The 15,701-nt window shown below is 45.3% G+C and carries 7 protein-coding genes; 2 read left to right on the top strand and 5 right to left on the bottom strand.

The window, feature by feature from the left end; all coding sequences use genetic code 11:
- The first annotated feature begins 191 nt into the window (after nt 1-191).
- Nucleotides 192-1,565, top strand: a complete 1,374-nt coding sequence (dnaA, locus tag ACE1CM_RS22100; RefSeq protein WP_374880408.1) for a chromosomal replication initiator protein DnaA — start codon at nt 192-194, stop codon at nt 1,563-1,565.
- Between the two features lie 358 nt (nt 1,566-1,923).
- Here dnaA and ACE1CM_RS22105 read toward each other — a convergent pair whose 3' ends face one another.
- The 5 genes from ACE1CM_RS22105 to ACE1CM_RS22125 form a co-directional block, all read right to left on the bottom strand.
- Complete coding sequence (locus ACE1CM_RS22105; protein ID WP_374880409.1) at nt 1,924-3,396, bottom strand: hypothetical protein; 1,473 nt, start codon at nt 3,394-3,396, stop codon at nt 1,924-1,926.
- A 13-nt stretch (nt 3,397-3,409) separates the two neighbouring features.
- Nucleotides 3,410-4,165 (bottom strand): pentapeptide repeat-containing protein, encoded by a 756-nt coding sequence (locus ACE1CM_RS22110; protein WP_374880410.1) that lies wholly within the window; start codon nt 4,163-4,165, stop codon nt 3,410-3,412.
- A gap of 61 nt (nt 4,166-4,226) precedes the next feature.
- The gene (locus tag ACE1CM_RS22115) at nt 4,227-5,126 is read right to left on the bottom strand and encodes a WD40 repeat domain-containing protein (protein WP_374880412.1); all 900 of its coding nucleotides are present in this window, start codon (nt 5,124-5,126) and stop codon (nt 4,227-4,229) included.
- 170 nt (nt 5,127-5,296) lie between these two features.
- On the bottom strand, nt 5,297-6,010 hold the full coding sequence (locus ACE1CM_RS22120) for a pentapeptide repeat-containing protein (RefSeq protein WP_374880414.1): 714 nt from the start codon (nt 6,008-6,010) through the stop codon (nt 5,297-5,299).
- 39 nt (nt 6,011-6,049) lie between these two features.
- Entirely contained in the window at nt 6,050-14,824 is an 8,775-nt protein-coding gene (locus tag ACE1CM_RS22125) for a DUF4157 domain-containing protein (protein WP_374880416.1), read from the bottom strand.
- Nucleotides 14,825-14,999: 175 nt separating this feature from the next.
- Between ACE1CM_RS22125 and ACE1CM_RS22130 the strand changes: the two genes are divergently transcribed.
- A complete protein-coding gene (locus tag ACE1CM_RS22130; protein WP_374880418.1) occupies nt 15,000-15,224 on the top strand; it encodes a hypothetical protein in 225 nt (74 codons plus the stop codon).
- Nucleotides 15,225-15,701: the final 477 nt, after the last annotated feature.

Here is a 15,701-nt window from a genome sequence, read left to right on the forward strand (position 1 = left end):
AAAAGCGAATCCCATCCACCCTGACGCAAAGAAACCGGGTTTCTAGGAACGCCCTTGGGTAAGTCCTCAACCAATGGGAATTGACACGGCTTGCCTTTAATGGTAAGTCAAAACCCTTTCGATGGTGCTGACCAGACTTGCTAAGCTGATTCATACAGTATTTATTGCCGGATAGGGGCGGAGGAAAACCTGTGGAAGACTCCCTCAAAAATTTATGGAGCCAGGTTCTGGAGCGTTTGCAGCTACAGTTGAGCCGCCCTACCTTTGAAACTTGGATCAAAACCGCTACTGCCGAACAACTGGAAAATAACTGTCTGGTGATTCGCACGCCCAACCCATTTGCTCGCAGTTGGCTACAGAAGTACTACATCAAAACCATCGCAGAGGTAGTGCAAGATATTTTGGGTCAGTCGGTGGAAATTTACATTAGCGTTGTCCAAGGGGATGAAGATATTACCAGCGATATGGAAATTTCTTGGCCTTTACCAGTCAATCCCAATCCTCCAGAAGCTACTTCCGGTCAGCGACCCAGACCGACGACGTTAAATCCCAAGCATGTGTTCTCGCGGTTTGTGGTCGGGTCTAACAATCGCATGGCGCACGCTGCTGCTTTAGCTGTCGCCGAATCTCCAGGGCGCGAGTTTAATCCCCTGTTTCTCTGCGGGGGTGTTGGTTTGGGGAAAACCCACCTGATGCAAGCTATCGGTCACTATCGCCTCGATATTAGTTCGGATGCCAAAATTTTTTACGTTTCCACCGAGCAATTTACCAATGATTTGATTGCGGCGATTCGCAAAGATAGTATGCAAAGCTTCCGCGCCCATTATCGCGCCGCCGATGTATTGTTGGTGGACGATATCCAATTTATTGAAGGGACAGAATATACTCAAGAAGAGTTTTTCCACACGTTCAATACGCTGCACGAAGCCGGAAAACAAGTGGTTTTGGCGGCAGATCGACCGCCGAAGCAGATTTCCCGATTGCAAGACCGCCTTTGTTCCCGGTTTTCGATGGGGTTGATTGCTGATATTCAACCGCCGGATTTGGAAACGCGGATGGCGATTTTACAAAAGAAGGCAGAGTATGAAAATATGCGCTTATCTCGCGATGTAATTGAATATATCGCGACGAATTACACCTCGAATATTCGGGAACTGGAGGGTGCTTTAATTCGCGCTGTGGCGTATATTTCGATTTCCGGGTTACCGATGACGGTAGAGAATATCGCCCCGGTTTTAAACCCGCCAACGGAAAAAGTCCCGGCGACGCCGGATGCGGTGATCATGGTGGTGGCGGATGCGTTTGAGGTGTCGATTGAAGATTTAAAGGGTAACTCGCGACGACGGGAAATTAGTATGGCACGCCAAATCGGGATGTATTTAATGCGCCAACATACGGATTTGAGTTTGCCGAGAATTGGCGAGGAGTTTGGCGGCAAGGACCATACCACGGTGATGTACAGTTGCGATAAAATTTCCCAGCTGCAAAAGACCGATTCTAATATGGCGAATACCCTGCGCCAGCTGAGCGATCGGATTAATCTAGCCAGCAAATCCCGCTCCTAACTTTGCTTAACATACAGCGGCAACCGCTGTTATGGGCAGGAATTATATCAAATCCGGTGGCATCGGAATGATTAGCTTTGTTGCTAATTGCTAATTGCTAATTGCTAATTGCCCCTATAGGTCGTAATTGCGATGCCACGGTCAACGATATTATATCATGTCCGGTTAATCACCCATATATAGGAATGACTCTGAGGGGGTGACACCGCGTCATTCCTAAGCTACTACGCATTTAAATCCAATAAAGAGGCGGGCAAGATGCCCACCCCACAAGAAGAAGAGAAAATTTGACTCTCAAATTAGGTGCGTAGCAGCTTAACTCCTAAATACATCACCAAAGCAACGTACCAGGAAACCGCTATTTTTGCTCTTGTTGTGGCTTCGAGTTGGTTTTAGGTAGCAAATCCTGAAAATCGAAAGATGGCAATTTAAAGTCGCTCAGCGAGCGCGCGATCGCCTTGTCTGCCATTTCTCTATACTCTCGCTGCCGCCTTTCTTCTGCTTTGGCTTCATCTTCTTTGCCAAAAAGTTTCTGATAAGTTTGGACAAAAGCCGCTATAACCTCACCCAGACTCTGCCCTTTATTGACGGAGGAAAAGTCAATTTTGTCTGCCAATTCTCGTAGTTTAGCTGTTGTTTGTTGCAGGTCAGGGGTTTGCTTTGAGAAGCGCTGCAATTGATGCAGTCGATCGGGAAATTTTTCTAATGCCTCCCCTAGATCGATGCTATAAGCTTTTAGGGTTACTTGTAGGGAGCGGGTGCGTCCGCGTGCTGCTTCGAGTTGGGCGGAGTCTTCTGAAAGAGAACCGTGAATTATGGCTTTGAGTTGGCTGAGGAAGTTTTGTAACCCAGCTTGGGCGGTTGCGGGATTGTTTTGTACCTCCTGTGGAGTAACGCCCATCAGAGCAACCATAAGGTTGGAGAGAAACTTCTCAGAAGATGGGGTGGAAGTTGAATCAAATCTGCCTTGTTCTACTGACGACGTTATCAAGTCAGAAAGAGCATTTTTCGCCTGCTCCATTACCTGAGCGATTTCGTTTTGCAGGTAGGCGTTTGCTTCTGCTTCTGTAATTTCAAACGAGGTGAGAGAAGTAGGATTAACTGTCCTTTCCTCGCCGTCAAGGGTGTGGAGAATAAAATCTCCGCTGGTAATTTTTTGGTGAGTGGGAATTAGAAAGTAACGGGTTTGAGTTGTATCAATCCAGAGGGAATGTTGAGTTTCGCCGCGACTTTTTTCAGGCAGTGTATGGGGAATGAGTAACCAAGCACCATCCCATTGTTGTTCTGCTTTCCATGCTGCTTCAGCAATAGCAGATAAATCTGAGGACAGAGCTGCTGTAGTCCACAGTATCAGCGGTAGTTTTTCTAAATTTAACCTACCTTGTTCTATTCTTACTTTAGAGGTTTGGTTGGGTTGGGTTTCAAAAGAGACGAAGGCACAGTCAGCTCTGATCATGCGCCCTCCCGTACTTAGAATATCTGTTAGCCAAGCAATGCTGGCATCATCCCCTTGTTCGCCTACTAAATATTTGGCGACATCAGCACCGCCAAAATCCAGCGTCAACATCGATGAGTTGTTCTGTGGGGGGGTGATTGCGATCGCCACTGGGTGCTGAGTGCCGTCTGGGAGTTGCAATAAGGGAGTTAGGGGTTGGTAGTCCTCTACAAGAGATTCGGAAGCGGTGTAGAGGTTTTTGGGAAAATTGAGCGGGCGAGCGCTCTTTTGCAGATATTGCAAAAAAGAACGTACCGGATTTGAATAAAATGGCGCTGGGGATAAAAAGGTTAGAAACAGACTATCTGAGTTAGTTGAAGTCGATGTAGTAGTCATAAATCAAAAAAATTTATTCCATCGGGCTGATATCAAAAACCCCTTCAAGGGTAACTCCATTTAAGTTCGCTCCGTTGAGATTTGTCTTGCTAAATAAAACCCCTTCCAGATTAGCTCCTTCGAGATTAGCGTCTTCCAGATTAGCTCTACTCAAATTGGCATAACTCAAGTTAACCTCTCCAAGGTAGGCAAATTCAAGGTTAACTTCACTCAGATTAGCTCGACTCAGGTTAGCTCGACTCAAGTTCGCCTCTTCCAAGGAGATCCCTTCAAGGTTAACTCCTTCCAAGTTTGCCTCACATAGAGTCGCTCTCCACAAAGTTGCTCCTTTGAAGTTAGCCCTTTTCAGGTTAGCCCCTTTCAGGTTAGCACTGGTGAGGTTTGCATCGCACAAATTAGCGCTATCAAGGTTTACCCTTTCCAGGAATGCCATATGAAAATTGATTCCACGAAGGTTTAATCCCCTGAGGTTAACGTCTTCTAAGTTTGCTGCTTCAAGGTTAACTTGATCGAGGTTAGCTCCTCTCAAGATAGCTCTTCTGAGACTTGTTCTATTAAGATTAGCTTGACTGAGGTTAGCTGAGGTGAGATTAGCTTCAGTGAGATTAGCATGACTCAGGTTTGCCCCACTTAACTGTGCATAACTGAGGTCTGCTTGGTAAAGATTCACAAGGATTTCAGGATTTTGTTTTCTCCACTCATTCCAGGCAGTAACTCCTTGTTTCAAACGAGCGAGATGTTCTGGGTTTGCCATAATAAAATATCCCATTTTTGTTACTAATCGTACATAATGATTTTATGTTCAAGATTGTCAGCTATTATAGAGGATATTATCCCAATCCCCAAATCTGGATTGTTTTGTCCCAGAATGCACAACTTGCCAATATTTTACCATCTGGACTAAAAACAAGAGAGTTAACACCGTTTACCGAATGTCCCCTGAGCCTGAACAATTCTTCACCCGTATTCAGGTTCCAAAAGCGAATCGTTCCGTCTTTATGACCACTAGCGAAAGTTTGCCTATCTGGACTGAAGCTAATGCAATGAACACCCCCCAAGTATCCGCAATTATGGGTGCGGATTTCCTGGGTTCTGTGGAGATTCCAGAGTTTGATTGTTTCATCTAAACTACCACTAACAATAGTTTGTCCATCTGAACTAATAGCAACTGATTCTACCTCTTTTGAGTGACCCTTGAGCGTGCTGATTAACTTAGCACTGGGCAAGTTCCAGACTTTAATAGTCTTATCTTTACTACCACTAACTAAATTCTCCCCATCTGGGCTAATAGCAACAGAACTTACAGGGTATGAATGGTCACTAAGGGTGCAGATTTCTCCTCCAGTTTGCAAGTTCCATAGCTTGATCGTTTTATCAAAACTGCTACTAGCTAAAATCTGTCCATCTGGAGTAATTGCTAAGGATGTCACCCAATTAGTATGCCCCGCCATTGTCTGAATTGCCCGCTCGCTTTGGAGGTTCCACACTCTAATAGTCTTGTCTTCACTGCCACTCACTAGAGTCTCTCCATCGGGACTGAAAGCAATATGAAAAACCGCCTCGGTGTGACCGTTTAAGGTGGAAATTTCCTCACCATTTTGGAGATTCCAAACTTTGATAGTCTTATCCTTACTAGCACTAGCTAATGTTTTGCCATTAGGACTGATGGCAAGGCAATAGAGGAAATCGGTGTGTGCCTTGAGGCTATGAATAATCTGTCCTACAGTCATTTTCTAATAATTCCTTAAAATTCAACTTCTACTGAGATTCGTTTTATATATGACTTACGCAAAGAAACTAAGGTGATAGGAAAAATCATTGGGAAAGGGAACTAGAGATTGACGAAAAAACCGGGTTTCTGGCAACGCCCTTGCGTCAGTCCTGTTATAGTTAAGCACTCTTAACGCAAACCCCAAAGCTGGAAGAGTTTTTCAGTATCAACGATTCTACTACCATCAAAGTTCTCAGATAAGTCAGGTTCGTGAGCTTCACACTCTCCCTCCAAAGTCGGAGTCCCGGTGCAACCGTAAAATCCACACTTGTTAAATACGGTGTTCTTAAGTTTGAGATAGGTGAGATTGCAGTTGCGAAAATCACAGCACTCAAAAACTGCATTATAGGGAGTCATAGCAGCAATATTTGCCCCCCTCAAGTCACAACCTATTAAATGAGTATTGTGGAGTTTTGCCCCCTGAAAACGCGCATTTTTAAAACAGACATCCCGTATTTGAGCATTTGTCCAAGTTGACCTATGGAGATCAATTTTACTCCAATCTCCTCCCCGGATTTGTGCTTCGATAAAATGTCCTACATTAAGATACGCTCCGGCAAATCGACAATTCTCAATAACCGCTTTATCGAGAGTTGCCATTTCTAACATTGCGCCGTCCCAGATACAATTTATCAACTGAATGCTCGTCAAATTACCACCCCTGATGTTTGCCTTGCTAAAATCACATCCTACAAATCGGGCAGCTACCAGGTTAAACCCGGGCAAAACGGCATTTTTTAAGTCTTCATTTTCTAGCACAAGACATCCGGAACCTTGGCGTTCTCCCCTAACCCATCGCTCATGTTCTTCCAGTGCTGCAAGATGCAGAAGCCACATTTCCATAGATATATCGTTCCTCTCTTGATAAATATTCTATCTGGTTCACTCTTCGCTGCTTAGGCTTTGATTATTGGGGTTAGATTGCATTTTTTGAGAATAGCCTTCAGCTTCTTTTCTGAGACGATCTAAATCAAAATTTTTCCGCTTTTCGTCGGTTAAAATTCTGTATTCAACCCCAGGTTCTCTATCCCCTTCATCAGGAATTTCACTGAAGTAATAATGAATGTTATCAACGACGACAGGAATTTCATTGTTATTAAATCTACTCATGATTGTCTGAGCAAGTTCGTACTCTCTTTGTAGAGAGGTACTCATAACTCCACCCGCATCTGTATTAAGGACGGTTTTAACATCGTGGAACAAGAACTTCAAGAGTACCTGATTTTGTTCAACCGAATCGGCAACAGTTCTAGTCACTAGATTGCTGGTGAGATTGGCTTCAACTATAATGCCTAGTTGTTGAATTCTTGTGAGTTGTTCGGGGGTAGCATGAGTAGCGTGACCCAAACGAACAATGACTCGATCGGATAATTGATTGTTCGCTTTTAATTCTTCTAAGGTATTAATCAGTTGTTGCAAATTCTCCTGAGCAATTGTACGATGTTCGTCACTATTTTCGAGTTGGCCTGTATTGGATCTCTTTGGATAGCCTTCTCCTACATGAGGTCGCAATACAAATGTTGAATTTTGTTCTATTGCCTTTTGCTTGAGGTCTTCATAGAGTTTCTTAAAGCGTTTCATCCCTTCTGGAGTGAATCGACTTTCTGCTCCAGCAATGTCTATACCAATTGTTTGACCGTTACCAACTTGCTGTAAAGCTTTTCTTTCAGGTTTCGCAATTAAGTCTTTTTCCTTGATTTGGTGTTGACTTGCCAATCGTTCAGAACTAATTATTTCTAGAAATCGTACTTCTAATCCATATTCTTTAAGCAGATCTTTAAATTGATCGGGGTTGATTCCGCGCGGTAATCCTCCCTGTAATTCTGCATACTTGATGCCATCCGCTTTGAGTTGTTCTAATGTGGCTCTAACTTGTTGTTCCGGAGTGGTTGAGAGTAGAACACTACCTCTAATTCTATAGGTTTCATCGAAGGGAATTGTTGTAGCAGTCAGAAGCTCTAGAACTGTGACTTCTACAACTTTTAATTTGCTCAAGTTTAATGACTCTGCATCTGCTGCTAAAATGCCATTCTTTTTCAACACTTCTCCCATAACAGTTTTAGTGTTACCTGATGAATTGTTCCATAAGTCTGTCAAAATCTCGCTTGGTTGTTTGCGTGTCAATTCTATAATTTTTGCCGGTTTTAAGATTCCCGTGAAGTGATTGTGAAGTTCAACTCCTGGGTGATTTTGAGGTGCAATTTCTTGGTTGTCGTTCTCTTCTGTTTTCTCCTGTCCCTCACTCGTCTTTTGGTTAGAAATACTCGGTTCTGCTTTGGATTCATCTGTACGATCGCTCTGACGTTCGGACGGATTAACCGCTGAAGTGCGAGTGGAGTTTTGCTGATTACCACCTTCTGGATCCAAGGAGTTTTTGGCTTTATAACTCTCGCCTTGACGGCGAACTTGCTGATTTATTTGAATACTTAAGCCAATCAGTTCTTGCCGCATCCCATTAATATCTTGCAAATCAAATCCATACTTGGTTTGATACTTTTGAGCCACTTCTATGGCTTTGTCTCCTTTCTGATCGGGAGTAAGATCGGCATACTGTTCTTTGCCTTTCTTAATGTTGAGCATCTCTTGAGCCATCTCGCGCAGTCCTTTCACGCGAGCCTTAGTTCCCTGATCGATATTGATAGGAGAACTGTCTAAAAGTTTTTCGAGTTGTGTAAGCTGATCGACAGCATCCGTTGCTCGATCTAAATATTTACCGCTCGTCCAGAGTGCATGACCTAAACCTTCTTGGTCTGTGATATGTTCCAGTGCATAGCTGACTTGTTCGTTAAATGAATTTAAGTACTCTTCTGGTGTCAGTTTCCGACCTAAACTCATCTGTTGATTGCCGACAACGTGTTGAGCAGCACCGCCTGTGTAATAAGCTTGATTAGCAAAAATTAGTGCTTCGCTTTGTTTCTTATTCCATTCAACTGTTAATCGGTTGAGGCGTTCATTCTCTTGCTCTGTTAACGGTTCATTACGCCGCTTATCCCGCAGGGGTTCGAGTTGCTCCAAGATCGTTTTAACCTCTTCCAACCGCTTGGTATAGAGTAGGTTACTTGCTTCGATTTCTGCGTTGGGATTTTGAGCCTTAATTGCTTCTACATCATCTTCAAGATTAACTTTTCGTTTAGCTGGATCGGCATGTTCTGGGTCTTTCCGTTTATTTTGAGCAATAATTTCAGCATCAAGTTCAGCTCTTGTACGCGTGTAAACTTCATTCGCCTTTTGGAAGCGATCGCCTGTCTGTTTTTGCAGTTCCGAATCAGGTTCTATTCCTGCTAAGGTTTCCTCTTGGAATCGGTTCCATTCCCCCTCGTTCATGTTGCGCCGCTGCTGCGCTAAAGACATGACATCTTGATCCGCTACAACTACAGCATCCGTTTCTGAATCGGCGGCGGCGTTACGTTTCTTCTCAGATTGATACTGTTTATCTAGTTCTGCACTGAATCGCTCTATTTCTTGCTTTACTACCTCAGGTGAATCTAGATTTTGAGGCTTCTGTTTGAGATTTCTGGTCAATCTAGTTACTTCAGTTTGTAACTTTGTTACTTTCTCATTCAGGCTATCAATCTTGGCTTGAAGTTTCGTAATTTCTGTTTCTAGTTCCGTTCTCTTCGTTTGGCTTGACTGAGCATTCTCTTGCTTATCCAAATTTTGCAGTGCTTGTTCTATTTCCTTCAGTTTCTGATTGTTTTTATCTCTTTCATTCAAGTTTCTCTGTAGGTCTTGAAGTTTAGATAGTCTTGCTGCTGTTGGGCTATAAGCTGCATCGGGAAGGAATCCCGGTGTGTAGACATTGGTGTCGAATACAAAACCCGCCTCTCTCTCAAATTTATTTCTGAATTTTTCATTAAATAGCGTGACAGCCTGAATGGCTTTGGCTTTATTTTTACTGTAGAAAACGATGTCGTAATCCGAAGTCAGATCGGTGCTACCTGCTGCGATTTGTCGGATTGAGCCTCCGCCTTGCTTGTCCTGAAAAACGACATCTATATCTTCTTTTAATTCAGCTTTTACTTCGTTAATCAGTTTTTGAACTTCTGCTTGGCGGTAGTCTACAAGCTGCTCCATCAATTTTGGATACTTCAGGTAGTTTTCTTTGACTTGTTTCCAATCATTTTGCGTATGCTCCATCAATTTCTTGAGCTGGGTTGTTGTTAAAGGATTCCCTTCACCATTTCCATTCAAATACTCTATTTGTTTTTGACTCAAGCGTAGATTCAGTGCAGCATTGAGTTGTTCTAATAGTTCTTCTTGATTCTTTTTCGGTTGAGAATCTTGGTTTTGTTCTGTCTTCTTAACATCTTGATTGCCGTCAGCTGCAACAAACCCGACACCGGGATTTACATCCATCTCATCCAGGGTTTGCTGGTGCTGCGTTAACTGCTGTTGCAAGTTCTCGATGTCGGCGCGGAGATTTGCCTGAGCATCAGCATCTAAGTCACCTTTAGAAAGTCGTTCCAAGCGCTCGTCAATAATCCGAGGCAATTTTTCAACTTCCAGTTTGGCTTCCCAAGCTCGCGAACCAACTGGCGGTGTACCATTCTTACTAATCCAGTTCCCAATCCGCTCTTTGAGAATGCGTATCCGTCCGGAGAAACCTGAGTAATTCTGCATCAACCGGACTGTTTGGGCGTGCAACTGGATATCCACTGCACTTGCATTTGGTCCCACTCGCATATGAACGTCGGTAACCAGTCCATTGGCATCTACCTCATAATGGACGCGGACTGTATTGCTCGGTAAATCGGGATCGACGTTGATGGGAACCTTATCCTGTAGGTCACGGGGTAGCGCCGCTGTTAAAGTTTGCTGTAGGTCCAGATTCAGGGATCTATCCTTGATTTGACCCGATGGTGTCTGCGTTAATCCCTCATCCTTTGTGGGTGTCGATACAGGTGTTTGTCCAACAGGTTGATTCGTATTCGGGTCAATTATTGGTGTCGATACAGGTGTTTGTCCAACAGGTTGATTCGTATTCGGGTCAATTATTGGTGTCGATACAGGTGTTTGTCCAACAGGTTGATTCGTATTCGGGTCAATGATTTGTGTCGGTAGCGGTGTTTGTCCAACAGGTTGATTCGTATTCGGGTCAATTATTGGTGTCGATACAGGTGTTTGTCCAACAGGTTGATTCGTATTCGGGTCAATTATTGGTGTCGGTAGCGGTGTTTGTCCAACAGGTTGATTCGTATTCGGGTCAATTATTGGTGTCGATACAGGTGTTTGTCCAACAGGTTGATTCGTATTCGGGTCAATTATTGGTGTCGGTGTAGAAATGTCACCTACCGGAGGTAGAGGTTGGTTGAGATTGGGTACATCAGTGGAGGTGCGATCGCCCCTTCCCAGATTTCTCAAGCGATCGCCGTAAGCCCGATTTGCCCCTCTAGCGGTAACATTACCCAAGGCTGATGTACCAGCGCTTTGAGCAACCGTTTGCCAAGACAAGTCCTCGCCCTCGAAGACAACCTGACTGGTGACATCGGTAACCGTCTCGCTAAAGGTGTCTGTAGCAAATTCACCACCAGCTTTGAGCGCTTTGTTATCAATTTGATCGATTCCAAGCCTCTTTCCAAGCTTGCCAAACGCACTATTGAGGGCTTCACCGCCAGCGTTGCCCAGGAGTGAAGTGCCAGCGCTGACGCCCAACATCGCCAGGGAGAATTTCTCCCCAGCTGCCAGTCTTTGGCTAATATCAGCACCTGTCTCGCCCAAAGATTCAATTCCGACCCTAGCTGCATTCTGAGCTAATTTATTTGTCAATAAACCAGACGCTTTTTCGGCTCCCCGCAGTCCTACAAGTTGCAGCACACCACCAGCAGCACCAAATCCAGCTTGCGTCGCGTAGGTTTGCCAGGAAGACATCTTGCCATCAATTAGGTCATTTGCTCCCTGTTTCACCAAAGCACCCGCTGCCCCGATTAGTGCCGCCAAACCAATCGCTGCCACTAATCCCACACCAGAGGCAGCAAGGGCAGCGATCGCCACTGTCACTGCAACTGTGACAACAACGTCTATGATAATTTTGACAATCCCCTTCCAAGCGGGCTGAACCTTGTCGGCTGCCTCGTTCGCTTTCGTATCAATTTGTGACCGCAGTTCGCTTAGGGAACCTCTCAGACCATTTTCTAGCTGTCCGCTACTTTCACCCAACTTCCCATTCAGGTTTTGAATTACACCATCGAGTTTCTGCCCGACATCTGCACTCATCTGCTTAAATTCAGCAGCTGCCTTATCAGCACTGGCATTCACCCCAGTGGTATGACCGTTCTGCAACTGAGAAAAGGCTATAGTGGCGTTCCCAACTGCCTGTTCCATATTGGTAGAACATGCTTGCGCCACCGTCGCGCCTTGGGATGCTGCCTGCTGACCGAGAGCGTTCAGACTCTGTATTGTCTGCTGACTTTGTTGGACAATTCCCTGCCCTGCATTAGTGATGCCAGTTTCAATTTCGGTCTGCGTAGCCGCTATCATGCCATCTAGCTGACCTTGCGCCTCAGCAATTACCGAGTTGATAACCTGTATGTTGGGAGTTTTGACGCCCCTTGCTTGCTCGCCAAATTGTTGGAATGCGCCTTGCAGGTTCGTGCTAGCCTGGTTAACTCCTTGGTTGAGCGCGGCAGTGGCTTGTTTTACATTCCCGTCGATGCCCAGTTTCTGCTGTTGACCCGTCTGATTGAGTTGGCTCAACTGCGTTGCCTGCATTTGCGAAAGAGATGCCAGCGTGCTATCGAGATTTTGGTCAATCCCCTGAAGTTGAGCTTCCAAGGTCGTACTCGCCATCTCTAGCGCTTGCTGCTCCGCTTGGTCGAGTTGTTGTAGGGCAGCAGTATGCTTGCTTGCTAAAGAACTACGGGTCGTAGTCACTAGCTCCTGCATTCCTTGCAGAACTTGTGGCTGGTTTCCTAACAGCTCAGTTGCCTTCTGCTCGGCGTTTTGAATCAATCCATCGCGGTAATGAGCGGCGAATTCGCCCGCCGCATTAATTTTGGCTTGTCGCCAGTTATTTACATAGTTCTCTCTATCAAAGCTTTCCAGAAACTGTGTGACGACATTACTTGGTTCTGGAGGGGATTGTTTGGCGTATTCACCCTTCTTAGTTTCGCCAACTTGGATGGCTTCCTGACCTACCCTGACGCCAGCAGCGCGGAAGTCTTGAGCAGCTTTGTTAAAGGGTTCGGCAATACGGGCAGCCATGCTTAGCTCAGTCTGGGCAAGCTGTGCAAGGCTACTTTGGTATTCTGCTTGTAGGCGCTGACGCGCTGCCACCGTCGATGCCCGGATAGCTGCACTTGTCGCACTGTGCTGCCCCCTAATCTGACTTTTTGCCGCTTGAGCTTGAGTCTGTGCCTGAGTACGCGCGAAGGCGATGCCGTTAATGATGGCACTCTGATTCTGAACGATTGCTGCATCCACAGCAGCCCTAGCTTGGTCAGCTGCCGCCCGGATGGGAGGATCGATCCTTGTTCTTAAAGCCGCTATCTTCGCCGTCTGCTGGGAACCAGAAGCCATGAATTGAGAGATAGCCGCTTCAGCTTGGAGGCGCTGCTGCTCCCTAGTCATAGCCGCTTTGTCTTCTGGAATTTGACGAACGGGGATACCAGCATTAGTTGCGGCTAACGACTTTTCTGGTTGATCTGTCTGATACAGAACAAGACCATTTTTAGCTTTGCCCAAAACCTCTTCCGGTCCAAGCGCGCTCGCACCTTCTTCAGTAGTGGCGAACATCGGTTTCATTGGCACTGGGGCAAAGTTTTGCCCAGTATTGACCAATTTCTGCGATTCAGACGCTGCCTTGTCAATCTCGGCATGATTTTTTTCTACAACTGTTGCTGCTTCAGTTTTCTCACCAGCAACCTTTTCCTTTTGAGCCACAATTTTTGCTACTGCATTTTGAGCTACATTGCTTTGGGCTTTAGCAGCACCTTCTTTTTGAGTAGCTGTCTTTTCTGCCAAGGCTTTAGTTTTATCAGTAGCTTTCTGGGTATCACCCTCTTTAGGAGCTACTGCCTTTTCTGCCTTGGCTTCAGGTTTAGCAGCCTTCTCTTTGGCATCGCCTTGTTGCCGATCTGAATTCTTTTCTCCAGCGTTCTCTTTTCTTGCTTCCCCCTCCTTTGTTACTCCTGCAACAGCCTTTTTTGCATCAAAAATCGCTTCACCACCAGCATCCGAGCGAGCTTTTTCCTGCTTGCTGCCTTCATCGATAACTGCTACATCCTTGCTGGCAATATCCCCTTTGGCATTCTCTTCCTTTTCGGTTGATTTCTTTTCAGTTTGATCCTGAACTCCACCCGTCTGCTGAATTGTGTGGGTCAATTCATGCGCCGTCAACTCATCCTTACCTGGAGACTTACCCGCCCCATAGTAAATATCGCTACCATGAGCAAACGCCTGCGCCCCTAACTCCTTATTCATCTGCAACGCATTCGAGTCCTTATGCACTCTGACGTCGCTAAAATCTGCCCCAAAGCGCGGCTCCATGAAACTACGTACATCATCGGGTAAAGCGCTACCGCCCCCTTTGGAACTGGCGAGGCGGCTTTCGATGCTGGAACTCGCCTGGGTACTACCATCAGATGCTCGTTCCACCCCTGACTTCATCTGGACTTCTTCTTCCTCCCCCCAGGAGCGTTGTACCAGTGGAGTGATGGAATTTACCTCTGGTTGCCTTTGGACTGCTTCTGTTTGGGAGTCTGTCTGGCGTTGAATTGGCTGCTTTATGGCTGAGTCTGGCATGGTCATGACTTTCGCCGCCATACTGTCAGCTTCTTGTTCGTATTTGTCCCCCGGTGCGCCAACGGTTAGTTTGGTTTGAATTGACTCATTATTTTGCTTTTCTTCATCTTCACCCTGACAGTCACTACACTTAGCCTGAATTGCCCCTGGTGACTGCATTTGCAGAGATTGGGTTGATTCTTCCCCTTGCTTCACATCTCCTGGATAAGTACTGGAAGATCCCCCTCTAGAAGGTGCTTCTACAGAAATATTGCGCCAATCTAACCTTGAACGGGCGATTTTTGGCTGTTGCGCTGCCCCTGGGTTCGATATTGTGGAATTGCTGACTTCCTCTGGGCTTTTTTCTTCTGTTGCTTTGGAAACCTGACCCCCGATTCCTGGTGCTTCCGGTTTCAAATCGATGTCTTGTTTTTCTTCCGACTCAGCGCGTTGAATTGCACCTGGGAAACCTGAGCCACCACTACGAGAAGGTGCTTCTATAGAAATATTGCGCCAATCTAAGCTTGAACGGGCGATTTTTGGCTGTTGCGCTGCCCCTGGGTTCGATATTGTGGAATTGCTGAATTCTTCTGGGCTTTTTGCTTCTGTTGCTCCTCTAACCTGACCCCCGATTCCTGGTGCTTCCGGTTTCAAATCGATGTCTTGTTTTTCTTCCGACTCAGCGCGTTGAATAGCACCTCCTATAGCATCACCACCACTACGAGAAGGTGCTTCTATAGAAATATTGCGCCAATTTAAGCTTGAACGGGCGATTTTTGGCTGTTGAGCTTGCCCTTGGATCGATATTGTGGAATCTCTTGCAACTGGTTCATATAGCTCATCGGTGAAAGGGCGTTTTTGAATTAGGGGCGAACTTGATTGAGTATTTTGGGATGGCGTCGCTGAGTTTTTCTTTTGCGCTGGTACTCGTTCGCTCATTGCCTAATTCCTCCAGACTGCGTAGCCCGTGCTTTTTAATGCTATTTCACGCTTCAGAGCTAGCATTAATTTGCCGCCATTTTATAATAGCTGCAATTATAGCATTATAATTCCCAGCAATCCTTAGCTTTTAACTCAAGTTGCTAGTTATCTCACGAAGAGCGGCTAATGGCTAATGGCTAATGGATCGATTGGTAAAAATCCAAGATTAGCAAGCTTGCAATTAGCAACGCGCTTGTTTCTAACTAGCAACTTGCGTTTTTATATAAATGTTTACCGCGAATTAGTAGGCTATTTGATGGGCAATATTGCCAGTTTTCCCGTTGTTGCTTGGCAAGGAACCGAATGGGGATTGCAACTAGCCAAAGCTAATCAAATCATTGACATTGGTAATTGGTAATTGGTAATTGGATTCATGCCTCAGTCTACTCTTGACAATTACCCAAAACCCGAGGTTCAGAAACAAAGGTGATGCGTCGATTTCCACGATGTTTACTCATTGTGTCTCTGGCAAGCAGAAATTATGGCTGCGTCAAAAAAACATCGTACATTAGCCAAGTCGCAACAGAAATAGTCCAAAAATTAACAGTGGAGTATTGGGAAAAAATCAAGGATATTCAGGGATTGATAGCGCTTAAGTCTGTAAATTTCAACAGTTGACAGTTGACAGTTACGGAAAGAAACCGGGTTTCACCAGAAAAATACTTTATAAAACTCGCTAATCGCAGAAGAAACAAAGGTGATCGGAGAAAGAAACCGGGTTTCACCAGAAAAATACTTTATAAAACTCGCTAATCGCAGAAGAAACAAAGGTGATCGGAGAAAGAAACCGGGTTTCACCAGAAAAATACTTTATAAAACTCGCTAATCGCAGAAG

Source organism: Microseira sp. BLCC-F43, from assembly GCF_041929235.1.
Classification (GTDB): domain Bacteria; phylum Cyanobacteriota; class Cyanobacteriia; order Cyanobacteriales; family Aerosakkonemataceae; genus Microseira.

Coding starts and splice junctions, on each gene's coding strand:
- ACE1CM_RS22120 (WP_374880414.1), bottom strand. CDS start 6,010: ATGGAAATGTGGCTTCTGCATCTTGCAGCACTGGAAGAACATGAGCGA.
- ACE1CM_RS22115 (WP_374880412.1), bottom strand. CDS start 5,126: ATGACTGTAGGACAGATTATTCATAGCCTCAAGGCACACACCGATTTC.
- ACE1CM_RS22125 (WP_374880416.1), bottom strand. CDS start 14,824: ATGAGCGAACGAGTACCAGCGCAAAAGAAAAACTCAGCGACGCCATCC.
- ACE1CM_RS22130 (WP_374880418.1), top strand. CDS start 15,000: ATGGCTAATGGATCGATTGGTAAAAATCCAAGATTAGCAAGCTTGCAA.
- ACE1CM_RS22105 (WP_374880409.1), bottom strand. CDS start 3,396: ATGACTACTACATCGACTTCAACTAACTCAGATAGTCTGTTTCTAACC.
- ACE1CM_RS22110 (WP_374880410.1), bottom strand. CDS start 4,165: ATGGGATATTTTATTATGGCAAACCCAGAACATCTCGCTCGTTTGAAA.